Below are 22,337 nucleotides of genomic sequence, written 5' to 3'. Positions count from 1 at the left end.
CAGGCAGACTTCCCATAATACTGTCGTCTGCCTGCAAGCTTCTATACGTTAATCTCTGCTTTCATCCCAAGAAGTTCTCTGTTTTCTTCAAGAAGGGGCTTAACCACCTCTTCCAGATAAGCAGTTACCTGAGCTGGGGCGCAGCCCACATATCTTTTGGGATCCATGCTTTTCTTTAAATCCTCCAAAGAAAGGTTGAAGGAAGGATCTGCTGCAATCAGCTCCAGCAAATTGTTATCAAGGCCATTGACCTTCACATTTCGGCCTGCTTCCATAGACAGTTCCCTGATACGCTCGTGAAGCTCCTGTCTGTCCCCGCCGGCCTTTACCGCATCCATCATGATGTTTTCCGTAGCCATAAAGGGAAGCTCTGCCATCATGTGCTTTTCGATCACTTTGGGATATACCACAAGCCCATCCACAACATTTAAGTAAAGATCCAGAATTCCGTCAACCGCCAAAAATCCTTCTGGAATGCTTAATCTTTTATTTGCAGAATCATCAAGAGTTCTCTCAAACCACTGGGTAGAAGAAACCAGCATCGGATTCATTACATCTGCCATTACATAATTGGACAGGGAGGCCATCCGCTCGCTTCTCATGGGATTGCGCTTGTAGGCCATGGCGGAAGAACCGATCTGACTCTTTTCAAAAGGCTCTTCCACTTCCTTTAAATGCTGCAAAAGACGGATATCATTGGAAAATTTATGGGCGCTCTGGGCAATGCCCGCCAAGACATTGACCACGCGACTGTCCACCTTTCTGGAATAAGTCTGGCCGGAAACAGAATAACAGCCGGCAAATCCCAGCTTCTCTGCAATCATGGAATCCGCCCTTCTCACCTTGTCCATATCGCCGTCAAACAGCTCCAAAAAGCTGGCCTGTGTCCCTGTGGTGCCCTTAGAGCCAAGAAGCCGTATAGAACCGATGATATAGTCCAGATCTTCTAAGTCCATGGTCAGATCGTGAAGCCAGAGTGTGGCTCTTTTGCCTACGGTTGTGGGCTGAGCCGGCTGGAAATGTGTGAAAGCCAGGGTAGGCAGGTCCTTATATGAGTCGGCAAAACGGGCCAGTTCATCAATAACATTGATCAGTTTCCTGCGGACCAGCTTTAACGCTTCTGTCATAATTATTAAATCGGTATTGTCCCCCACGTAACAGGAGGTGGCTCCCAGATGGATGATTCCTTTTGCAGTTGGGCACTGGACGCCATATGCATACACATGAGACATTACATCATGACGGACCTCTTTTTCCCTCTGTATTGCCACATCGTAATTGATATCATCCTGATGGGCCTTTAATTCTTCTATCTGCTCTGACTGATGGGAAGTCCCAGTTCCTTTTCTGCTTCTGCCAGGGCAACCCACAGCTTTCTCCATGTCTGAAATTTCCTGTCCGGTGAAAAGATATACTGCATCTCCTTACTTGCATAGCGCTCAGACAGCGGGCTTTGGTATCTATCTGTCATGGTTCTTATATTCCTCCTTGGGCTTCATTTATATTCATAGTAACATATTTTTTTATTGATGGGAAGAGGAACCGGGGACCCTCCGGGCTGGATAAACACAATCAGCCCGGCGGTCCCCGTCTCTAATAATATCCATTTTTACTCAGTGTATTCTCCCCGAATATCCTCTTTTGGCGGTTCCATGGGATAATCTCCGCTAAAGCATGCGGTACAGATCGGAAGTCCCTCTGCCATTTCATTTAACCGCTCAGTATTTAAGTAAGACAGGGAATCCGCTCCCAGAAGATCCCGGATTTCTTCAATGGTCCTGTTATGTGCGATCAGCTGCTCTTCGTTGGGTATATCGGTTCCAAAATAACAGGGATGGAGAAATGGCGGGGAGCTGATCCGGACATGGACCTCCTTTGCCCCTGACTCCCGAAGCATATTGACAATGAGGGCGCTGGTGGTTCCACGGACAATGGAATCGTCGATCATGATGACCCGTTTCCCCACCACTGCTTCCTTTAACACGTTTAACTTGATCCTGACCGAGGATTCCCGGTTGCTCTGCTTTGGCTTTATAAATGTCCTGCCAACATAGGAATTCTTTACAAAAGCGGTCCCATAAGGGATTCCGGATTGAAGGGAGTATCCCAGGGCAGCGGCGTTGCCTGATTCCGGCACTCCGACCACAAGATCCGCTTCCACCGGAGAATCCATGGCTAAAGCACGGCCGGCGCACATCCTGGAATGATAGACGCTGACACCGTCAAACACGCTGTCAGGCCTTGCAAAATAAATATATTCAAAGATACATCTGGCTTCCTTTGATTTATCCACAGGGCAGAGGCTTGTATCAGAAGTGATGCCTTCCTTTGTAATGGTCACAACTTCCCCAGGGCAGACGTCCCGGACAAACTCTGCGCCAAGAGTATCAAGGGCGCAGCTTTCCGATACCAGAATATAGGCGTTATCGCGTTTTCCAATACACAAAGGCTTAAATCCATAAGGATCCCTGGCTCCGATCATTTTACGGGGACTCATGATGACAAGGCAATAAGCGCCTTTAAGCTTTTTCATGGCATTTGCTACCGCAGCCTCAACGGTAGCAGCTTTCACTCTCTCCCTGGCAATGTGGTAGGCGATCACCTCTGAATCAATCGTCGTCTGGAAAATAGCCCCGTTATACTCAAGCTCACGTCTCAGCTCCGGTGCATTGACCAGGTTGCCGTTATGAGCCATGGCCAGGGTTCCTTTCAGATAATTGAGCACAAGCGGCTGGGCATTCTCCCGTGTGCTGCTGCCTGCAGTAGAATAACGAACATGACCCACGCCGATGTCGCCGCGAAGACCTTCTAAAATTTCCGGTGTAAAGACTTCATTGCATAACCCCATCCCCTTATGGGCGCTTACCTTTGCCTTAAAGCTGCCGGTATCGCTGACCGCAATTCCGCAGCTCTCCTGGCCTCTGTGCTGCAATGCAAGCAATCCATAATAAATGGTGGAAGCAACGTCGCCGCCGTCAAAATCGTAAATTCCGAATACGCCGCATTCCTCATGCAGCTCATCCTCAAAATTGAAATTCAATTCGTTATTCATTTGATGTCTTTTCCTCTCTCCTGCCCATGTTTTGGGGCAAAGCTGGCCCCGCTTTACCGGACGTAAAGGTATATCCGCAGGGTGTTTCCTCTCTGTGCTGTTTACCGGATGCCGAGACGGCGGAACACTTCCTCGTATGCGTCCTCCACGCCTCCTAAATCCCTGCGGAAACGATCCTTATCCAGTTTTTCATGGGTATCCTTATCCCACAGCCTGCATGTGTCAGGAGAAATTTCATCAGCCAGAATGACCTGTCCATGATAACGGCCGAACTCAATCTTAAAGTCAATCAGGTCAATATTTAAACTGTCAAAATATTCTTTCAGCACTTCATTTACCTTAAAGGCATATTCTGTAATCTTATCGATCTCTTCCTGGGTGGCCAGATTGAGGGCCAATGCATAGTAGCTGTTGATGAACGGGTCGCCCAGATCATCATTTTTATAACTGAATTCAAGAGTCGGACAAGCGAACTTCACTCCTTCTTCCATCCCCATCTTCTTGGCGAAGCTTCCTGCGGAATAGTTTCTGATGATCACTTCAAGGGGAATGATCTCCACTTTCTTCACTGCAGTCTCACGGTCACTCAGTTCTTCCACCAGATGAGTGGGAACGCCCTTGGCCTCCAGCTTTTTGAAAATAAAGTTGGTCATTCGGTTGTTGACCGCGCCTTTTCCAACAATGGTGCCTTTTTTTAAGACCATTAAATGCTGTGGCATCGTCTTTGTATGAAACAACCAATACATCCGGATCTTCCGTTATATAAACCTTTTTCGCTTTTCCCTCATACAGCAATTCTTTCTTTTCCACGGTATCCACCTGTCCTTTTCTGAATTAATTTATAAGTTTTTCAAATAAAACCACGGTGTTTCAGTAGAAATTATAATACAGTAAAAATAGGATTGCAACTGGTTTTGTTATTATAAATACTAATGACCTTATTATGATTTTGTTTCTCAATCAGGACCTTGAAGAATTACACGCTCTATCTTTTTCCAGATTTTAACCCTGCCTTCCTTCCAGTCAACAGAAAGCCCCTGTTCTTTGGTCTCCCCGGTTTTCCGGCCCCAAAAGGCATCAGCCAGCCATTCCTTCTCTGTTTCCGCTTCTCTGCTGACAGGCAGGAATTCATGAGCACTTTCCGCAATTATTTCTCCATAGGTCAGGAAAAATACCGCCGCCTCCAAAAGGATAAGAAGCTGCAAGCCTTTTCTCAGACGGAATCCGGAGCATTTCTTAAGAGGAATCACTTTCTTAAGACTTCTCCACGGCTTTTTCCTTTTATCATTATACCGCTGATATTTAAAATAATCAATTTTCCTTTTCATGAACGTTTTGCCTCTCTGCCGGGAAGGCTCTTGTTATTTTGACGTTGCCTCTGGATATTTGGCCTGAATATGGTCTTTGATAAATAAAATAGAATTGTTTACATAATACGGCAAGATATATGTCGATACTATTATATCTTATAATAAAAAAGCTTCAAGCATAGATTCCATGCCTGAAGCTTTTTTATTACAAATTTCTTTTTATTATGGTGCTTTTGTCGCTCCTGAAGTTGGCTGGCCATTGCTTTCCCCTGTAATTTTGTCAACCCCTTTTTCTACATCATTAACAACACCGTTAATCACACCGGTGCTCTCATTGGCGCTTGTTGTGTCAGTCACAGCAGTGGTTTCAGTAGTTTTGGTCGTTGAAGCCGCAGTTGTCTGGGTTGTTGCACCTGTGGTACCTGCTGTGGTTCCATTGTTTCCTTTTGTGGTACCGCAAGCAGTCAGACACATTACTGTCATAATGACAATAAGGGTAATTGCATAAGGTTTTATTCTTTTCATAATACATTCTCCTTTCATTTTCTACGATTAGTATGTGTAAAGGAAGAACGAATTATGGTGGAAGATATTGGAAAATTTATGATTTTATTACATCTTTCATGGTATATAATCCCGGAGCTTTTCCCGCCAGGAATTTTGCCGCAGAAACCGCGCCTTTTGCAAAAATCGCCTTTGAATATGCGGAGTGATGAAAGGTGACGATTTCATCCTTTCCGGCAAAAATCACATCATGTTCTCCGACAATCGTTCCTCCACGGACAGACTGGATCCCGATCTCTTTTTTTGTCTCTGGCTTTTCTGACCTGGCTTCTGTCATAAACATAATGATATTCCTGCTCCATGGCCTCATTAATGGAATCCGCCAGGGCAAGGGCTGTTCCGCTTGGGGAATCCAGCTTCTTATTGTGGTGCTTTTCCAGTATTTCAATATCAAACCCCGCGGCTGCCAGTACCTGCGCTGCCTCTTTTACCAGCTTCATGAGCAGGTTGACGCCAAGAGACATATTGGCGGATTTAAGGACCGCAACGTGATTGGAAGCCTCCTCAAGTTTTTTCATCTGTTCGTCCGAAAGGCCGGTGGTACATACTACCACAGGTATTTCTTTCTTTACGCTGTAATCAAGAAGGCCATCCACTGCTTTAGAGGAGGTAAAATCCACGATCACATCCGCCTCTTCACTGCAGGCTTCCAGTGACGGAAATACGGGATACGGATTCTGCCTGGTATCATGGGGATCAATTCCCGCAACAATGGTTATATTTGTTTCCTCTGCAGCAATTTGGGATACCACCTGGCCCATGGCCCCGTTACAGCCGTGCATTATCATCCTAATCATGTTTTCCTCTTTCCTGCCCATGCTTTTTGGGCATAAAGGTATACCCGCAGGGTGTTTCCTCATAGGCATATCGTTTACTGATTATAAAATTCCATACTCTTTCATGGCTTGTTTTAAACGTTCCTGATTCTTAGGTTCCATCTCGGTAAGAGGCAGACGCATAGGGCCTGCAGCCTTTCCCATAAGATTTAAGGCAGCCTTAACCGGAATCGGATTGACCTCACAGAACAAGGCATTGATGAGAGGAATGGCAGCCAGCTGAAGTGCGGCGCTCCGTTTTACATCTCCCTTAAAATAAGCCTCACAGATTTCGTGAGTCTGGGCGGGCGCAATGTTGGAAAGAACGGAAATAACACCTTTTCCTCCCAGGGACAGCATGGGAACGATCTGATCGTCATTGCCGGAATATAGATCCACACGTCCATCCGTAAGGTTCATTAAGTCTGCAATAGCTGAAAAGTTGCCGCTGGCTTCCTTTACCCCTACAATGTTGGAGATATGTAAGCATAAATCCGCTATAGTCTCAGCTGCAATGTTTACTCCGGTTCTTGACGGAATATTATACAGAAGAACAGGAATCCTCACCGCATCAGCAACTGTCTTAAAGTGAGCCTTCAGCATTTTGAGTTGCCTTGTTATAGTAGGGAGATACGAGAAGAAGCCCGTCCGCGCCGTGCTTTTGCGCCTCTTTAGACAGGTAAACCGCTGTATCCGTACAATTAGAACCGGTTCCTGCAATGACCGGGATCCGTTTTTTTCGTTATCTGGCATACGTATTTGATCACGTCCAAATGCTCCTCATGGGTCATGGTAGACGCCTCGCCCGTTGTACCGCATACAATGATAGAATCCGTTCCAAAAGCGATCTGTTCTTCTACCAGTTCCTCCAGCTTCTCATAGTTTACATCTCTGTTTTCCTTAAATGGTGTGACAAGCGCCACACCTGCTCCCTCAAAAATTGCCATGATATCATCCTCCTGATTCTTTTTCGTCATACACAGTAAACTTACATCCGGCCCGCAGTCTTCTCTGCTGCCAAACACTGAGCCGCAAAGCAGGCTCTTACGCCGGAACGCAACTAATTCAGCAGCCTTAATGCATTTGTGGGTCATGTACATCCATATTGGAGCATTTTTAATCCATAAGCCGTAATCTCCCATAAATTAAAAAGAGAGCTGACAACAGGGTCAGCTCTTAAAGTTCAGAATCTGGTAATCTCATCTTTCTTTAAGTAGCTCCCCATCCAAAAGGATGACAGTCATATGGCTATTAACCATATGCCCAGAACAAGTATGCTCAGGCCATACCCTTCTTCGGCGTCTCTTCCTTCCCCCTGCCCTCGTCTGTACCTGATACATCGGACAGAGTACTTATAAGCAACGCAACCTCTACTCTAATATGTATGTTACCATACTATCATTATTATTTTATATTGTCAACTTTAACATGGTTGATTTCCAGAATACTATCTACATAAGGTTCTATTTCCTTTTGAAATACCTTACCGGTTAATATGACCTCCATATCATCAACTTTGGACTGAAGCAGCTTTGCAAGCTCCTCTGCCTCTATGATGTTCTGGTCCAGAAGTCCAAGGATTTCATCCAGGATCAGCATATCGCATTCCCCTGTTGATACGACCTTTCTGGCAAAATTCAGGCCGTTTCTGATATTCATCCGCTCCTCTTCCTGCTGTTCTTTGGAAAGACTTTCAAAAAAACCATCGGATTTTTCAAACCGGAATATTTTCATCTCAGGTTCCATGCGTTTCATAATGTCAAAAGAATCCCGGCCGGAGCAGCCCTTTAAAAACTGTATCATGATCACAGTTCTGTTCTTGGTCAGAGCTCCGATTCCCATACCCAACGCGGCTGCAGTCTTTCCTTTTCCTTCCCCGCATATAACCTGTATCGCACCTCTATTCATCCTTCAGCACCTCATAACAGCTAAAAAGCAATTATTTACATATTATGTTAGAACCTGATTATAGTATCATAATTTTAATTTTTTTGCAAGTTTTCTTACCTTTTCCTTAATTATTGCCCATGGTTTCCGGGCGCTCCTTACATTTATAAATAACAGCTTTTATTCCGCACACTCCAGTTTGCTGACTGATACCTCATAGGCCACTCTTTTTTTTCACACTCTGTTTCACTTAATTTTTTGGTGTATTCCCTGCTCTGGACCCTTCCCCATACTTTTACTCTTGTTCCTACTGTGAATCCTGAAGCATATCTGGCATTTCTCCCCCATGCGATGCAGGGTATGTAATCTGATTTTCCATATGGGCGGTTAACCGCAAGAAGCAGGTCCGCAATTTCCCTTCCTAAAGGCGTTTTTCTGTAAATGGGAGCTTTGCATATGTATCCATCAAGAAAAATTTGATTGGTCTTCGTATAATCCGTAAACTCTTCTATAAAATGAACTTCTCTCACAAATACAGAAAGCACCAGCCTGTTTTTTGTTCCTTCATGACGGTTGTAGGAACGGAACTGGCCAATGGCTTCTATCGTTAAGCCTGAGTAATCTCCTTCCACATCAATAAGACGTTCTGAAATCATGAGCGGTATGATATCTGCCTGTTCACTAAGACGATTTACCGCAACATCCACCATATAGAATCCTTCTCCAAATACTTCATGGCTGAAGGTGAAGCCGGAGACGATCTCTCCGATGACGCTCACTTTGTTGTTTTCAATCATTTTTTCTGACATTGTATTTCCCCTCTTCTTTCACTTATTTGCTAATATGCTTCACAGCTAATATTAAATTTATGTGATAGAATCCTGTAAAATGATAGAAAGCAATCCAAAAATATCGACAGTTCCAGGCAGAATGCGCCGGAAAACAAAAGAGAATGCCGCCTCTTTGCCGAATTATCGGTTTTCGAAGGCAGCATCCTCCTTTATATTACAAATTATGCCAATGATTTTTTATTAAGAGAAGACCTTTTTCTCATGGTAGGGTCTAAAATTTTCTTTCTGATCCGAAGATTTGAAGGAGTGATTTCCAGCAATTCATCGGTATCAATAAAGTCAAGGCACTGCTCCAGGCTCATCTCTCTTGGAGGAGTCAGCTTAAGAGCCTCATCCGCACTGGAGGAACGGGTGTTAGTCAGCTTTTTCGTCTTGCACACATTGATTTCGATGTCCTCTGCCTTTGGATTCTGTCCTATAACCATGCCGGAATAAACCTTTACTCCAGGTCCAATGAACAGGCTTCCTCTTTCCTGGGCACTAAATAAGCCGTAGGTAATGGATTCTCCTGACTCATAAGCGATCAGGGATCCTGTCTTACGGTATGATAACTCTCCCTTAAAGGTCGCATAGCCGTCAAATGACGTATTCATGATTCCGTTTCCTTTTGTATCCGTCATAAACTCTCCGCGATAACCGATCAGGCCTCTGGAAGGAATTGCAAACTCCAGCCTTGTATAGCCTCCATTGGCGGGACTCATGCCCTGAAGCTCTCCCTTACGGCTTGTAAGCTTCTGGATAACTGCACCGGTAAATTCCTCCGGTACGTCAACATAAGCGATCTCCATAGGCTCAAGCTTGTGGTTTCTCTCATCAAAATGGTACAAAACCTCTGCCTTGCTGACCGCGAATTCAAAGCCTTCTCTTCTCATGTTCTCAATCAAAACAGACAGATGAAGCTCCCCGCGGCCGGAAACCTTAAAGCAGTCCGGAGAATCAGTTTCCTCTACCCGAAGGCTGACATCTGTATTCAATTCCTTGAATAAACGTTCCCTGATATGGCGGGAAGTAATGTATTTTCCTTCCTGTCCGGCAAGAGGGCTGTCATTTACCATGAAATTCATGGCAATCGTAGGCTCTGAGATCTTCTGGAACGGAATTGCCTCCGGATTTTCCGGAGAGCAAAGGGTGTCACCAATGTGGATATCCGCAATTCCGGAAATGGCAACAATGGCGCCGATGGTGGCTTCCTGTACCTCTACCTTGTTAAGACCTTCGTATTCATACAGCTTGCCCACCTTTACCTTACGGAATTTATCCGGTTCATGGTGGTTTACGATCACACATTCCTGGTTCACTCTGATACGTCCGTTATCCACCTTGCCTACGCCGATACGTCCAACGTATTCGTTGTAGTCAATGGTGCTGATCAGGAGCTGGGTCGATGCATCCGGGTCTCCTTCCGGAGCCGGTATATGATCGATGATGGTCGTAAACAAGGGGGCCATGTCAGTTTCCGGATCATCAAGCCCCTTTTTGGCAAATCCGGTTTTTGCAGAAGCATAGACAAAGGGACAGTCAAGCTGTTCTTCACTGGCATCAAGATCCATGAGAAGCTCCAATACTTCTTCCTCTACCTCCTCAGGTCTTGCCTCAGGACGGTCGATTTTATTGATACAGGTTACTACAGACAGCCCCAGTTCAAGTGCCTTACGAAGCACGAACTTTGTCTGGGGCATAACTCCTTCATAAGCATCTACAACCAGGATTACGCCGTTTACCATCTTTAAAACACGCTCCACCTCGCCGCCGAAATCCGCATGGCCAGGGGTGTCAATGATGTTGATCTTGGTTCCGTTGTAATGAACGGCTGTATTCTTGGATAAAATGGTGATTCCCCGCTCTCTCTCAATATCATTGGAATCCATTACCCGTTCCATGACTTCCTGATTCTCACGGAAAATGCCGCTTTGCTTAAGCAAGGCGTCCACCAGCGTTGTTTTACCGTGATCGACGTGGGCTATAATCGCCACATTTCTTACGTCTTCTCTTTTCATTTTCATAAACTGTACTCTTCTTTCTCTTCTTTAAACAAAGCATAAAAAACTAAGGACCAGATCGCCCTTAGTCTCATTTACATTATCACAATTATTCAGTATATCATCCTATATTTCATATTGCAAGATTTTTTTCCTATATTTCGACAGTTTCCAGGGCTGCATAGGATCGCCATCCAGTTCTCAGCCCGGAAACAGGACCACTTCTTTATTAAAAATGCCGTAGTAGACCTCTCCCGACAGAAGAAGACCTGCTTTTCCGCCTGTCACCTCTGTGATGTCTGCCCGAAGCTTATCCAGGGCTTCATCAGGAACCAGGGCAGTAAGCTCCACCCGGTCCGTATATTCGGCGCCAAGGGTCGTGATTTCCCGCTGTCCCAGAAGATACTGGATCTTCCCAATGCCGTTATAATCCGTAGTAACGGAAAGCTTTACCGCCGGTTCCACGGTTAATGCCGTACAGGACTTTAACCCTTCCTGCACTGCCTTTGAATAAGCGCGTACAAGGCCTCCTGTCCCAAGAAGAGTCCCTCCAAAGTACCGGGTCACCACCGCGCAGAGGTTCACAAGCTTTTCTCCGTCCAGAACATCCATCATGGGTTTTCCCGCAGTCTGGCTGGGCTCCCCGTCATCGCTTAAGCGCTTCTCTTCTCCGCTTCTCCCCAGAATCCAGGCGTAGCAGTTATGTCTTGCATCCCAATATTTTTTTTCTTGTTTCCTCTATAAACGCCAGAGCCTCAGCCTCTGTTTCCACCGGCTTTAAATTAGCAATGAACCGGGACTTTTTTTTCTGTAATTTCCCCTGTGCCGCCCTGATACAAAATCCTATAAGCCTTTCTCATAAACTTCCTCATTCCTTATTTTTAACCGATTACCCCCATTATAACCAAAAGTACAGGCCCAGGCAAGCTTTCATGTATATTTTGCCTGATTATCTCCAAAAATGGTAGGTGTTGAATTGCAAGACAATTTTTGGTATAATGTACCGGTAATGCCTTACAGGCATACCTTTACGCCCGTAAAAGCGGGGCAGGCTCTGCCCAAAAAGCATGGGCAATAAAGTGGAAAGGAGGCTTCCTATGAATTACGGCAAACAAGCGACAGAGAAAAAAATCAGATCTGCCAATTCAAAGACAAGGAAATATACCACTAAGGTCTTTCTTGCCTTTTTAAAGAGTCTATTTGTGCTATGCTTGTTTGGCAGCATTGTTGCTGCCAGCATCTGTTTTGGCATGGTAAAAGGAATCATAGACAATGCTCCTGACGTAGATATCGCAACCATTGTTCCAAACGAATATGCAACAACCGTCTATGACAGCGCCGGAAACGTCACTGAAACCTTGGTAACCGCAGGTTCCAACCGGGAGGAAGCCAGTTATGAGGAACTTCCGAAGAATCTCGTTAATGCGTTTGTTTCCTATGAGGATTCCCGGTTCTGGGAGCACAATGGAATCGATTTGCGTTCCATTCTCCGCGCCGTTAAGGGCGTTCTGACAGGGGATTCCACCGCAGGCGGAGGAAGTACCATTACCCAGCAGTTAATTAAAAACAGCGTCTTTGGAGGCGGCATGGAAAAAAGCTTCGGAGAACGGCTGGAACGAAAGCTGCAGGAATGGTTTTTAGCCGTCAAGCTGGATAAGGCCATGGCCAAGGAACAGATCATAACCAACTATCTAAATACCATTAACCTGGGCAACAATTCCCTGGGAGTCAAGGTGGCTGCCAGAAGATATTTCAATAAGGACGTGCCGGACTTGACATTATCAGAATGTGCAGTCCTTGCAGGGATCACCCAGAACCCCTCAAAGTTTAACCCCATCACAGGGCAAAAAGCCAATTCGGACAAGCAAAAGGTAATTCTTCAATATATGAATGACCAGGGATATATCACAAAGCAGGAAGAAGATGAGGCGCTGTCCGATGACGTCTATTCCAGGATCCAGAACGTAGATACCGCTACCAAGGAGACTTCCACCCCATACAGCTATTTTACGGATGAGCTGGTGGAGCAGGTAAAAAAAGGCCATGAAGGACCAGCTAGGATACACGGACACCCAGGCCCACAACATGCTTTACAGCGGCGGACTGTCGATCTATACCACCCAGGATCCTAAGATCCAGTCCATTGTAGACGAGGAAATCAACAGCCCTGAAAACTATTTTGCCGCCAGATATTCCATCGAATACAGGCTGTCCGTCACCCATAAGGATGGAACCACAACCCATTACTCTGAGGAAAATATAAAACGTTATCACAAGGAAAACGGGGATACGGGATTTGACGGCTTATATAATACCGAAGAAGCAATCCAGGACGATATAAACGGATACAAGGCTTATCTATTAAAAGAAGGGGATACCATTCTTGGTGAAAGCCTTCATAAAATGCTGCAGCCCCAGGCTTCCTTTGTCCTCATGGACCAGAAAACCGGGGAAGTAAAAGCCATAAGCGGCGGGCGGGGACAAAAAACAGCCAGCTTAACCTTGAACCGGGCCAGCAACACATACCGTCAGCCAGGATCTACCTTTAAGATCTTAACAGCCTTTGCACCTGCCATTGATACCTGTGGGGCCACCCTGGGATCCGTTTATTATGATTCTGTTTACACGGTGGGCACTAAGACCTTTTCCAACTGGTACAGCTCCGGCTATCAAGGCTACTCCAGCATACGTGACGGAATTATCTATTCCATGAACATCGTGGCTGTCCGCTGCCTGATGGAAACCGTAACGCCTCAGCTTGGTGTGGAATACGCCAAGAATTTCGGAATTTCCTCCTTAACCGATACCGATTATAATGCGGCCCTGGCCCTTGGAGGAATCACCACCGGCGTTTCCAACTTAGAGCTGACCGGCGCCTTTGCCACCATAGCAAACGGAGGAGTTTACAAAAAAACCTATATTCTTTACCAGAATTCTGGATCATGACGGCAAGGTGCTAATTGACAATACGCCGGAAACCCACCGGGTATTAAAGGATTCCACTGCATTTCTTTTAACCGATGCCATGGCCGATTCCATGGAAAGCAGCAGGAAATTCTCAAGCTCAGGGCCAAGCTCCACCAGTGCCTCTGCTCACATTCCCGGTATGTCAGGGGCAGGAAAAAGCGGTACCACCTCCGCAAACAATGATATCTGGTTCGTAGGTTATTCCCCCTATTATACTGCCGGTATCTGGGCCGGCTGTGACGACAACCAGAAACTTACGAAGCAAAATGGAGGAGCCTCCTTCCACAAGGCCATCTGGCGGAAGATCATGACCAGAGTCCATGAAGGAATGCCCGATCCTGGCTTTCCAGTGCCTGACAGCATAGAAACCGCTCAGATCTGCCGTAAATCCGGCAAGCTGGCAGTCTCCGGCGTCTGCAACAACGACCCCAGAGGCAATGCGGTATACACCGAATATTTTGCAAAAGGCACGGTTCCAACCGATGTATGCAATAATCATGTACGCGCAACGGTCTGCTCTGTATCCCACCGTCTGCCTACTCCTTACTGTCCGGAACGGACCACCGCCATATTTATGGCAATTCCTTCGGGAGAAGAAGGGTCAACGGATGACTCCAAATACGCAATGCCAGGATATTGCACCATCCATTCTGCCAACTCCATCATCCTTCCTCCGGGAGATAATTCGGATTCACCCGGCGGAATTCCACAGCAGTATGGACCTGGACATGGGCCTCAGAATCCTGGTGGAGCAACACAGATTCCTCCCTGGGGAGGCTATTAAATAACACCTGTGGATGGGATGCTGCCTCCGGTAAGCAGGGCGGGGCTATGACACAGGAAAACGGAAACAATAATAAAGAAAAACACAAGAATGCCTCAAAAGCCGATTTGGCTTTTGAGGCACTCTTTTTGCATTATATTTTCTTATATTTTCGTTTTATGCCAATCGTATCAGCTCTTCATCTTAGGCTTAAATAGAATAGAGCCCAGGTATCCGAAGATCAATGCTCCGGAAATTCCTACTGCGCTTGCAGTAAATCCCCCTTTAAAAATCCCTAAAAATCCATCCTCTCCCATGCTCTTTGATACGCCTTTCCATAAGGTGTTCCCAAAGCCCAGAAGGGGAACCGTTGCCCCGGCTCCGGCCCAGTCGGCAAAGCTGGTAAATGCCAATAGCGCCCAGAATGCTTCCGGTTACCACCAGAAGAACCATGATGCGGCCGGGCATCAGTTTTGTATTGTCCATTAATATCTGCACCAGGGCGCAGATCGCTCCTCCGACTAAAAATGCTTTCACGTAATCCATGGCTGTCTCCTTTCTTTTTACTGTCCATGTGTTCACCATTCCATTCATAATTTGGCGGAAAACGTTGCCAAATTATGAATGCGGGCTGTGCCCTATAGGTTTCCTATATTCTCTATCACAACTGCATGGGCAATTCCAGGAATCGTCTCACCTTCGTTAAAACTCACTGTGGAAAGGAGGGCGCCGGTGGGCACGAACAAGACCCTTTTCCATGTGCCGTCTTGTACTTTAGGAAGTATATAGGAGCAAAGGGTGGAAGCCGCACATCCGCATCCGCTGCCTCCTGCATGAGTATCCTGATTATCACTGTTAAATATCTCCATCCCGCAATCCGTATGCAGTTTTTCCAGGTCATGTCCTTTATTTTTCATAAAATCAAGCAGAATCGTCCGGCCGACCTGGCCCAGATCTCCTGTGATGATTTTGTCATAATAGGATTCATCCACCTGAAAATCATCAAAATTCTGCTGAATGGTGTGGAAAGCGGCTGGCGCCATGGCTGCCCCCATGTTCATGGAGTCCTTGATGCCCATATCCACCATGCGTCCTGTGGTGATCCCGGTGATGGCTGCAATTCCTTCTTTCCTGTGCTTGGTGAGTATCACCGCACCGCAGCCGGTGACAGTCCATGAGGAGGAATACGGTCTCTGGCTTCCATATCCCAGGGGAAAACGGAATTGTTTTTCAGCCGTTGCAAAATGGCTGGAAGCCATGGCCATGACCTTATCCGCATAGCCCCCTGCTACGGTCATGGCCCCTAAATTAAGAGCTTCTCCCATGGTGGAGCAGGCTCCGAACAGACCGAATAAGGGGATTTCCAAATCTACCGTTCCAAAGGAAGTAGCGATCAGCTGTCCCAGTAAATCTCCTGCAAACAAATAACGAATGTCCTTTTTCCGGATATCTCCCTTTTCAATGGCCAGATCAGCCGTCTGCTTCTGAAGGGCGCTTTCCGCCTTTTCCCAAGTATCCGCTCCAAACATATCGTCCTGTTCTACCACATCGAATAAATTTCCCAGGGGACCCTGGCCTTCTTTTTTTACCGACAATAGAAGCCATGCTTTCAATAATCGGAGGTTCATCAAATTTAACACTTGCTTTTCCTATCTGCATTTTCTCTCTCCATTTCTCTGACCGGTTCATTCCTACAGTATTTGAAAGGCCTTTAATACATAGGCGATGATTCCCAGGATCCAGGAGCTTAATATCCCATATAATATGACGGGACCGGCAATGGTAAAGATTTTACAGCCGATTCCAAACACCTGGCCTTCCGCCTTAAATTCCACAGCCGGAGCGACAACGGAATTGGCAAATCCCGTGATCGGCACCAGGCTCCTGCTCCGCCAAATTTTGTAATCTTGGGATAAATGTTAAATCCGGTCAGGATGACAGTAGCTGCAATCAGAACCAAAGTGGTCCAGGCAGAGGCAGCTTCCTTTTCCATGCCTGTATTCATAAATAAAGTTGTAGTAAGCTGTCCAAGGGTACATATGATTCCCCCTACAAAAAAGGCCTTTATAAGCCCCGGCCATTTTTTGTGCACCGGAGTCACCTGTTTTACATAAGCTTCATATGCTTTTTTGTTTATTTCCATGATTTTCCTCCTTTGCTCCCATTCTTTCCGGGCATATAACATGCCTTCGGGCGTTTCTACGTTCTGTAAATCCTTTTCCTGATACTACTGCTTAAAATTCCCTGTAAAATAGATCAGGGACCGATCAATTTGCCAAGACCCAGGGAAAGGATCAAATATTGCAGGCCAACAGCCAGATGAATTCTACGGCTGATTATGGGCAGGGCTTTTAAAGTTTCTGCAAGAGACATGACAAGGATGCCTATAAATATTCCGACGGAAAGCCCGTATATTCCAAGAACCAGATTTCCGCCGAACCCTATGGGAATTCTATAAATATCACATATATTCCCAAGGACACCGCCAAGAATGATAACCGACTCAAAGAGCAGAATATGCTTCTTTGTTTGGGTTGCTCCGATCAGTCTTGGAAACACGCCAATAATTGCCAAAAAAAGCAAAAACGCCGGCTGCTATAATGCCGCCAGCGCTGAGCCCAATAAAAACAAGAAATACTTCTTTAAGAAACATCAATGTCCGACTCCTTTCTACCATCGTTCTGGATCAGAGTCTTACTGATATTGTCTTCGTAAAGCCGCATTTCCACCTCTAGCGGAGTTGGATCGGTATTGATCTTGTATTTTGCGAAATGGTTGAAGAATCCCACAATTCCAAGAGCCAGTCCAACAGAATAACTGACCTCCAAAATCGTGAATCCGCTTGACTCCTGCTTCATGATGATCCGGTAAATTTCCTTGAAAACATCCGTAACGCTGGCATCATTATTAAAGGTCATAATAGCAAAGGATGCACCGCAGAAACATACGATACAGACAAAAATGGTTTTGGCCCACTGCCAGGCCCATACGGGAGGTTTGGGCTTATGGTAGTCTATGATAAAGTCTACCTCTCCCACATTATTGATCTGAAGAGTCGGATCCATTTCTATCAGCTTCTTGATTACATCCAGAGTTTTTTTCTATATAACGCTTATTGCGGTCCAAATGGATGGTTTTGATCCGAAGGGCCTTACACTTATTCATAATAGCCGTATCGTCGCAATAAACATCCGCCACATCCTTTAACTGGATTTCCTTGTGCCGCACCTCAGTAATCTGGCTGATATTCAAATAAACAGTCTTGCTCATGAAACCATCATCTCCCATCCCGGAATGGCTTCAACAAGCGTCCCTTCTTTTTCTGACCCGTCCGGCATAACAGCAATCATGTACCAGATAGCAGCAGCAACTGCAATCAGGCATAATACAAGAAGCGCCATGACAAGCTTATGTTTTACGGATTCCATACGTGCTCACATCCTTTTCTCTGGTTTTCAAAGCTAGTATGAGCCGTATAAAATTATTTTATTCTACAATTTTTCCCGCATCTGTTTTAAAATCTTTTTTCCAGTCTGGAAACCTGAACCTGGGATATTCCAAGCTTTGCCGCAATTTGACTTTGAGTCTCATTATAATAATAACGCCTGATAATAATTTCCCTATCCTTGTCGGAAAGCGCCGTTAAAAGTTCCCGCAGCACCATGCGGTTTAACAGATCTTCCTGGGCAGAACTTTCCTCTTCAATTTTATCAATGAGTAAAATGCTGTTTTCGTCATTTTTGTTGACGGACCTGTATAAGGATTCCACTTCCGCTCCCGCTTCAATGGAAGCTGCCACTTCTTCTTTGCTGGCCCCTATTTCTCCAGCAATTTCTTCCACCGTAGGCTCTCTCCCAAGACGATATACCAATTCTTCCCTGACGTTTTTCACCTTAAGCCCCATTTCCTTTATGGAGCGGCTGACCTTGATCATTCCGTCGTCTCTTAAAAAAACGTTTGATCTCTCCTGTTATCATGGGCACCGCATAAGTGGAAAATTTCACCTCATAGGATAAGTCAAATTTATCAATGGCTTTCATTAAGCCAATGCTGCCGATTTGAAACAAATCCTCAGGTTCATAACCACGCCCTGTAAATCTGCGTACTATACTCCAAACCAGCCCGAAATTGTCGGTCACAAGCTGGTCTCTTGCCGCTTTATCTCCTTCGTGAGCCATTTCTATCAATCTCATGGTCTCATCCATAAGGCTCACCTGTCAATCTTCTTTTTCATGGTTACGGCAGTTCCCACTCCGGTCTCCGACTCTACTTCCACCTGATCCATAAACGCTTCCATAAAGGAAAATCCCATGCCTGACCGTTCTCCATCCGGATCTGTGGTATACATAGGCTCCATGGCCAGCTTGATATCGGGAATTCCAATACCCGTATCCCGTACGGTTACTGAAATTTCCTGGCCGTCTATCCCCACTTCCAGATAAATGATTCCTCCTTTCCCCTGATATCCATGGATGACCGCATTTGTGACTGCCTCCGACACGGCTGTTTTCACATCATCCACTTCTTCCAGGGTGGGATTCAATCTTGCCATAAAAACTGCCACTGCCACTCTGGCAAATTCTTCATTCTTTGACAGGGCTTCCAATTCCATTTTCAGAATTTCTGGTTTATTCTGTTCTGACATACGTTCCTCCTCAACCTGTGACTGCTGCTTCCTTAGAGTCATATAATTTCATTAATTTTAATATCCCCCTATTTTAAGAATGCGGAGAGCCTGGGTCCTGCACCGTAGATGGCTATTGTTCCCCCGCTTAAAGCCATCTGCTTATACCTGTTCAGCAAGATACCGATTCCCGAGGAATCCATGAACCTGGTCTTTGAAAAATCGAAAACAATGCGCCTGATATAGTTCTCGGAAAGGATTAAATCGGTTTCGCATTTAAGCCCTGAACAGTTATGATGATCCAACTCCTCCGGCAGATGGACGATCAGCGTCTGCCCCTCTGCTTCATATGTAAAGTGTGGTTGATTCATATGCAATACTCCTCCATTCCTTATTGTCTGTCCGTAATGCCAAAAAGAGCGTCACCCGGCCGCCGGAAACGGCCCGGGAAAATGAAAAAAGACACCACAAAAAAATTAGTCTTCTGTAGTGTCTTTCATTAGCTAAAATTAAGGAAATTATGTCAAAAACCACGTTCTGATTTTGCCTTAGCAGATAGCTCTTCATCTTTGCTGTTATTTATAATATCGGAGAACAGCCCGTTGGCCTGCTCTTTCTGGTCCATTCCCTTATAAATGACTGCCGTCTTGTATTTTGCCTGCCAGCTGTCCGGCTTTAAATCAAGGCATTTCAAGTAGTAAGCAAGTGCAGTCTGGGCATCCCCTGCCTCCATCGCCTTGTCCCCAAGTCCTTCCAGAATTGGGCAGCCATTCTCCACCATATCCTTTCTTATCTCACCTACGATTGCCTGGACATCGGAGGAAGTGATAAGATCCGGATTCAACCCGGCATAAATCTTCACCGCGGACGGAAAGTCATCTTTTTTTGTAAGCCTGAAGGATTCCAATCACGGCCTGATACTGAGCCAGAACACTGTCGGAATCACTGGTAATGGATGCTAAAGAGGCCTCTGCAGTCTTCTTTTCTGTTTCCAGGGATTCCAGCTGTGCAGTCAGGCTGTCAGATTTTTGATTGGCCTGGCTTAACTGTTCGCTGTATTTTATTATTTCCTTATTATGTAATTCATTAATAGATTTTGTCTTGGCCGGCATTACCAGAAAAAAGATTACCGCCGCGCCCAGCAAAAGCCCGGCAAGAATGTTCCCCACCGCCTGATCCTTGGTATTCTCCCGATAGCTTGGGGGTATGATCACATCATCATCTTCCATCTGCCTGTGGGAAAGCACATTTTTCAGTTTCCGCTTTTCCGGTTCCCGTTCACTTTTTCCATTCCCGGCCGTATCCTTTACCAGGGACTTATAATAGAGTGCCTTTGGATGGTTGCGGTCGATCTGTAATACCTTATAAACGGCTTTGCCAGCCTTCTGATAATCCTCTCTGGCTATGCAAAGGAGTGCCAGCAAAAGCTGGGCCTTCACATAGTTGGGCTTGCTTTCCACCACCTTAATAAGCTGCAGGATCGCCAGATCCTCACTGCCGCTCTGGGCGTAGATCAGGGCCTGGTTGAATCTTCTCACTGCCCGCCGTTCCGTCTCCATGGTGCCTGATTTTCTCTGTATCTCACCGAGGTATTCATCTGCGCGGTTTCCTTCTGGCTGTAAGTTCATGCTGATTACCCATTGCACAAGAGCTTCGCCCACTTCTCCGACCTCATAATAAATCAGCCCCAAAAGGTTCCTTGCGTCTGTCATATACTTGTTAAAATGGAGGCTTTTTTTTCAGACATTCGGAAGCTCCTGATAAGTCCCTGAGCTTTGCCCGTTCCAGCCCCATGTTATAATAGCTGTTTGCGATTACCCGGGTTTTTCTTTCATAATCCATATTTTAACCGCCTATTCCTTGTTGATTTCTTTTATAAGATCCATCATTAAGTCATTCATATCCGTCAAATCACTTCTTACAATGGCATCTTCAATGGCATCAACCTCCAGGCTTGGCCTGTAACTGTCAATCTCAGCTTCAAAATCAATCATATCCGTTCCTCCTTAATACTGCCTTTATCTCCCCCATCAGGTAAAGAGAACCTACACAAAACAGCAGATGCCCTTCATCCTTTTTATGAAGCATGTATAAAACAGCCTCTTCCACTGTCTGAAATCCTTCCACACCGCATCCGCAGGCATTTTGAAACTCTTTTAGCAGAACCTTAGTTTCAAGCCCTCTTTCCGAATGAATATGAGCCACCGCTACTTGATCAAGAGGCAGTGCACCTGCAATTTCCTTTATCATTTTATCGTGATCCTTATCGGATACTGACGAAAACAAAAGCTCAGCCCGTTTCTTTCTTGCTTTGCACAAACCGGCTGCTGCCCTGACAAAAGCCTGGATACCGCCCGGATTATGGGCTCCGTCCAGATATACTCCAGGAAGCACCTCTTCCATTCTTCCCGGCCAGTACATGCTGGCAATTCCTTCTTTTACCTGCTCATCAGATATCTCTAAGTCCATGATTTCCTTAAGCCTTACTGCCTCAAGAGCCTTAAACGAAAGAAAGGCATTCATCACCTGATACTCCGCAACGGTGGGAACGGTAACTTCAATGAAACCTCCTCCTGCTTTAAAAAATCTGGCCTTACAGCTTTTCTTCATATCCGGTTATCTCATATCCCAGCCTGTCCACTTCACAGAAAGGGGAGCCAAGCTCCTTTGCCCTGCAGCGGATAACCTGGGAAGCCTGTCCGTCATTTCCGTCAAAAACTACGGGCACCCCTTTTTTTTATAATTCCAGCCTTTTCCCATGCGATTTTTTTCAATGGTATCTCCCAGATATTCCGTATGATCCAGGCTGATGGAGGTAATCACCGACACCAGAGGGGACTTAATGACATTAGTCGTATCCAGCCTTCCTCCAAGACCTGTTTCCAGAATTACAATATCCACTTCTGTCTTACGGAACATGTCCATTGCCATATAAAACAGAAATTCAAAATAAGACGGATGGCAATATCCTTTCTCCATCATATTCTCAGAAAGATTTCGGACGGTCTGATAGCTTTCTTCAAAAACCTTTGACCATATCATCTCTCCATTTATACAGAAACGTTCTCTGGTTTCAATCAGATGAGGGGAGGTAAAAGTTCCCACCCTGCAGCCTGCTTTTCTTAAAACAGACTGTAAAAATGCGCATACCGACCCTTTTCCGTTGGTACCTGCCACATGAAAAATTTTCATCCCTTCATCCGGTTCCCCCATCTCACAGAGGAATTCCCGGATATCTTCCAGAGAGTTTTTTTCTTTCTGGCCCACATAGGAATCCGGCCCAGATATTCTTCTGCCGTTTCATCAATCTTCATCGTTAGAGTACCAGCTTTCCTATGTAATTTCAAGCCTGATTTCCGATGAGCCAAAAAAATCGGACTTTCTAATTTATTATAATATAAGTCCGTCAATATGCAACCCATTTCTTTCGCAAAAAGCCCTTTATTTCTACAACTGCCCTTGAAATACGCCTTATGTTTACAGAAATACAAAAAGAGAGCAAAGCCCTCTGAAACACTGTCAAGC

Annotated in this window: 24 protein-coding genes, 9 pseudogenes and 1 riboswitch; of the genes and pseudogenes, 4 read left to right on the top strand and 29 right to left on the bottom strand. The window is 45.6% G+C overall.

Annotated elements, in window-relative coordinates; genetic code table 11:
* Positions 1-41: 41 nt before the first annotated feature.
* The 11 genes and pseudogenes from purB to JCM10519_RS14710 form a co-directional block, all read right to left on the bottom strand.
* A pseudogene (purB, locus tag JCM10519_RS14760) lies at positions 42-1,471 on the bottom strand (adenylosuccinate lyase).
* Positions 1,472-1,609: 138 nt separating this feature from the next.
* Positions 1,610-3,052 carry an amidophosphoribosyltransferase gene (gene purF, locus JCM10519_RS14755; RefSeq protein WP_054740095.1) on the bottom strand — a complete coding sequence of 481 codons (1,443 nt, stop codon included), beginning with the start codon at positions 3,050-3,052 and terminating at the stop codon, positions 1,610-1,612.
* Between the two features lie 101 nt (positions 3,053-3,153).
* Positions 3,154-3,862: pseudogene (gene purC, locus JCM10519_RS14750) on the bottom strand (phosphoribosylaminoimidazolesuccinocarboxamide synthase).
* Positions 3,863-4,008: 146 nt separating this feature from the next.
* On the bottom strand, positions 4,009-4,380 hold the full coding sequence (locus JCM10519_RS14745) for a hypothetical protein (RefSeq protein WP_054740093.1): 372 nt from the start codon (positions 4,378-4,380) through the stop codon (positions 4,009-4,011).
* 204 nt (positions 4,381-4,584) lie between these two features.
* Positions 4,585-4,887, bottom strand: a complete 303-nt coding sequence (locus JCM10519_RS14740) for a hypothetical protein (RefSeq protein ID WP_054740090.1) — start codon at positions 4,885-4,887, stop codon at positions 4,585-4,587.
* Positions 4,888-4,963: 76 nt separating this feature from the next.
* Positions 4,964-5,723: pseudogene (gene dapB, locus JCM10519_RS14735) on the bottom strand (4-hydroxy-tetrahydrodipicolinate reductase).
* Between the two features lie 81 nt (positions 5,724-5,804).
* A pseudogene (gene dapA / locus JCM10519_RS14730) lies at positions 5,805-6,688 on the bottom strand (4-hydroxy-tetrahydrodipicolinate synthase).
* 259 nt (positions 6,689-6,947) lie between these two features.
* Positions 6,948-7,122: riboswitch (Lysine riboswitch) on the bottom strand.
* 23 nt (positions 7,123-7,145) lie between these two features.
* Positions 7,146-7,649 carry a cob(I)yrinic acid a,c-diamide adenosyltransferase gene (locus tag JCM10519_RS14725; RefSeq protein WP_054740088.1) on the bottom strand — a complete coding sequence of 168 codons (504 nt, stop codon included), beginning with the start codon at positions 7,647-7,649 and terminating at the stop codon, positions 7,146-7,148.
* Between the two features lie 159 nt (positions 7,650-7,808).
* Positions 7,809-8,437 (bottom strand): annotated as a pseudogene (locus JCM10519_RS14720) (single-stranded DNA-binding protein).
* A 203-nt stretch (positions 8,438-8,640) separates the two neighbouring features.
* Positions 8,641-10,482: a translational GTPase TypA gene (gene typA, locus JCM10519_RS14715; RefSeq protein ID WP_054740086.1), complete on the bottom strand. Its 1,842-nt coding sequence runs from the start codon at positions 10,480-10,482 to the stop codon at positions 8,641-8,643.
* Positions 10,483-10,659: 177 nt separating this feature from the next.
* Complete coding sequence (locus JCM10519_RS14710) at positions 10,660-11,142, bottom strand: YigZ family protein (RefSeq protein WP_347844349.1); 483 nt, start codon at positions 11,140-11,142, stop codon at positions 10,660-10,662.
* Positions 11,143-11,555: 413 nt separating this feature from the next.
* Between JCM10519_RS14710 and JCM10519_RS30320 the strand changes: the two genes are divergently transcribed.
* Genes JCM10519_RS30320 through JCM10519_RS30305 form a run of 4 tightly spaced genes read left to right on the top strand, consistent with a single transcriptional unit; the run spans position 11,556 to position 14,406 of the window.
* Complete coding sequence (locus JCM10519_RS30320; RefSeq protein WP_347844311.1) at positions 11,556-12,590, top strand: transglycosylase domain-containing protein; 1,035 nt, start codon at positions 11,556-11,558, stop codon at positions 12,588-12,590.
* Positions 12,502-13,404 carry a penicillin-binding transpeptidase domain-containing protein gene (locus JCM10519_RS30315; protein ID WP_347844310.1) on the top strand — a complete coding sequence of 301 codons (903 nt, stop codon included), beginning with the start codon at positions 12,502-12,504 and terminating at the stop codon, positions 13,402-13,404. The genes JCM10519_RS30320 and JCM10519_RS30315 overlap by 89 nt, the downstream gene beginning before the upstream one ends.
* 7 nt (positions 13,405-13,411) lie before the next feature.
* Entirely contained in the window at positions 13,412-14,209 is a 798-nt protein-coding gene (locus JCM10519_RS30310; protein ID WP_347844309.1) for a hypothetical protein, read from the top strand.
* Between the two features lie 47 nt (positions 14,210-14,256).
* Positions 14,257-14,406 carry a hypothetical protein gene (locus tag JCM10519_RS30305; protein WP_347844350.1) on the top strand — a complete coding sequence of 50 codons (150 nt, stop codon included), beginning with the start codon at positions 14,257-14,259 and terminating at the stop codon, positions 14,404-14,406.
* Here the strand turns inward: JCM10519_RS30305 and JCM10519_RS14700 are convergent.
* The 18 genes and pseudogenes from JCM10519_RS14700 to JCM10519_RS30250 all read right to left on the bottom strand — a co-directional run bounded on the left by JCM10519_RS14700 (position 14,380) and on the right by JCM10519_RS30250 (position 22,079).
* Positions 14,380-14,734: pseudogene (locus tag JCM10519_RS14700) on the bottom strand (SpoVA/SpoVAEb family sporulation membrane protein). The gene JCM10519_RS30305 and the pseudogene JCM10519_RS14700 sit on opposite strands and share 27 nt — an antisense overlap.
* Before the next feature lie 92 nt (positions 14,735-14,826).
* Positions 14,827-15,847: pseudogene (gene spoVAD, locus JCM10519_RS14695) on the bottom strand (stage V sporulation protein AD).
* A 32-nt stretch (positions 15,848-15,879) separates the two neighbouring features.
* A pseudogene (locus JCM10519_RS14690) lies at positions 15,880-16,331 on the bottom strand (SpoVA/SpoVAEb family sporulation membrane protein).
* A 113-nt stretch (positions 16,332-16,444) separates the two neighbouring features.
* Positions 16,445-16,762: a stage V sporulation protein AB gene (locus JCM10519_RS14685; RefSeq protein ID WP_347844308.1), complete on the bottom strand. Its 318-nt coding sequence runs from the start codon at positions 16,760-16,762 to the stop codon at positions 16,445-16,447.
* Positions 16,763-16,830: 68 nt separating this feature from the next.
* Complete coding sequence (locus tag JCM10519_RS14680) at positions 16,831-17,253, bottom strand: hypothetical protein (protein ID WP_347844307.1); 423 nt, start codon at positions 17,251-17,253, stop codon at positions 16,831-16,833.
* Positions 17,228-17,458 carry a stage V sporulation protein AA gene (locus tag JCM10519_RS30300; protein ID WP_347844306.1) on the bottom strand — a complete coding sequence of 77 codons (231 nt, stop codon included), beginning with the start codon at positions 17,456-17,458 and terminating at the stop codon, positions 17,228-17,230. The genes JCM10519_RS14680 and JCM10519_RS30300 overlap by 26 nt, the downstream gene beginning before the upstream one ends.
* On the bottom strand, positions 17,455-17,616 hold the full coding sequence (locus JCM10519_RS30295) for a hypothetical protein (RefSeq protein ID WP_347844305.1): 162 nt from the start codon (positions 17,614-17,616) through the stop codon (positions 17,455-17,457). Before JCM10519_RS30295 ends, JCM10519_RS30300 begins: the two co-directional genes overlap by 4 nt.
* Before the next feature lie 86 nt (positions 17,617-17,702).
* On the bottom strand, positions 17,703-18,122 hold the full coding sequence (locus JCM10519_RS30290) for a sigma-70 family RNA polymerase sigma factor (protein ID WP_347844304.1): 420 nt from the start codon (positions 18,120-18,122) through the stop codon (positions 17,703-17,705).
* Complete coding sequence (locus JCM10519_RS30285) at positions 18,082-18,393, bottom strand: sigma-70 family RNA polymerase sigma factor (RefSeq protein ID WP_347844303.1); 312 nt, start codon at positions 18,391-18,393, stop codon at positions 18,082-18,084. Before JCM10519_RS30285 ends, JCM10519_RS30290 begins: the two co-directional genes overlap by 41 nt.
* A 5-nt stretch (positions 18,394-18,398) precedes the next feature.
* Positions 18,399-18,809 (bottom strand): anti-sigma F factor, encoded by a 411-nt coding sequence (gene spoIIAB, locus JCM10519_RS14670; RefSeq protein ID WP_347844348.1) that lies wholly within the window; start codon positions 18,807-18,809, stop codon positions 18,399-18,401.
* A gap of 34 nt (positions 18,810-18,843) precedes the next feature.
* Positions 18,844-19,183: pseudogene (locus JCM10519_RS14665) on the bottom strand (anti-sigma factor antagonist).
* Between the two features lie 152 nt (positions 19,184-19,335).
* Positions 19,336-19,674 carry a hypothetical protein gene (locus JCM10519_RS30280; RefSeq protein WP_347844302.1) on the bottom strand — a complete coding sequence of 113 codons (339 nt, stop codon included), beginning with the start codon at positions 19,672-19,674 and terminating at the stop codon, positions 19,336-19,338.
* Between the two features lie 13 nt (positions 19,675-19,687).
* On the bottom strand, positions 19,688-20,503 hold the full coding sequence (locus tag JCM10519_RS30275) for a hypothetical protein (protein WP_347844301.1): 816 nt from the start codon (positions 20,501-20,503) through the stop codon (positions 19,688-19,690).
* Positions 20,504-20,531: 28 nt separating this feature from the next.
* Positions 20,532-20,654 (bottom strand): hypothetical protein, encoded by a 123-nt coding sequence (locus JCM10519_RS30270; protein ID WP_347844300.1) that lies wholly within the window; start codon positions 20,652-20,654, stop codon positions 20,532-20,534.
* 11 nt (positions 20,655-20,665) lie between these two features.
* Positions 20,666-20,806 carry a hypothetical protein gene (locus tag JCM10519_RS30265; protein WP_347844299.1) on the bottom strand — a complete coding sequence of 47 codons (141 nt, stop codon included), beginning with the start codon at positions 20,804-20,806 and terminating at the stop codon, positions 20,666-20,668.
* The gene (locus JCM10519_RS30260) at positions 20,799-21,422 is read right to left on the bottom strand and encodes a cyanophycin synthetase (RefSeq protein ID WP_347844298.1); all 624 of its coding nucleotides are present in this window, start codon (positions 21,420-21,422) and stop codon (positions 20,799-20,801) included. Before JCM10519_RS30260 ends, JCM10519_RS30265 begins: the two co-directional genes overlap by 8 nt.
* Positions 21,406-21,540: a hypothetical protein gene (locus tag JCM10519_RS30255; protein ID WP_347844297.1), complete on the bottom strand. Its 135-nt coding sequence runs from the start codon at positions 21,538-21,540 to the stop codon at positions 21,406-21,408. The genes JCM10519_RS30260 and JCM10519_RS30255 overlap by 17 nt, the downstream gene beginning before the upstream one ends.
* Positions 21,531-22,079: a Mur ligase family protein gene (locus JCM10519_RS30250; RefSeq protein WP_347844296.1), complete on the bottom strand. Its 549-nt coding sequence runs from the start codon at positions 22,077-22,079 to the stop codon at positions 21,531-21,533. Before JCM10519_RS30250 ends, JCM10519_RS30255 begins: the two co-directional genes overlap by 10 nt.
* Positions 22,080-22,337 lie beyond the last annotated feature (258 nt).

This window comes from Clostridium sp. NkU-1 (assembly GCA_001312405.1).
Note: the sequence above shows the minus strand (reverse complement) of the source record. Positions and strands in the feature narration are given on the sequence as shown.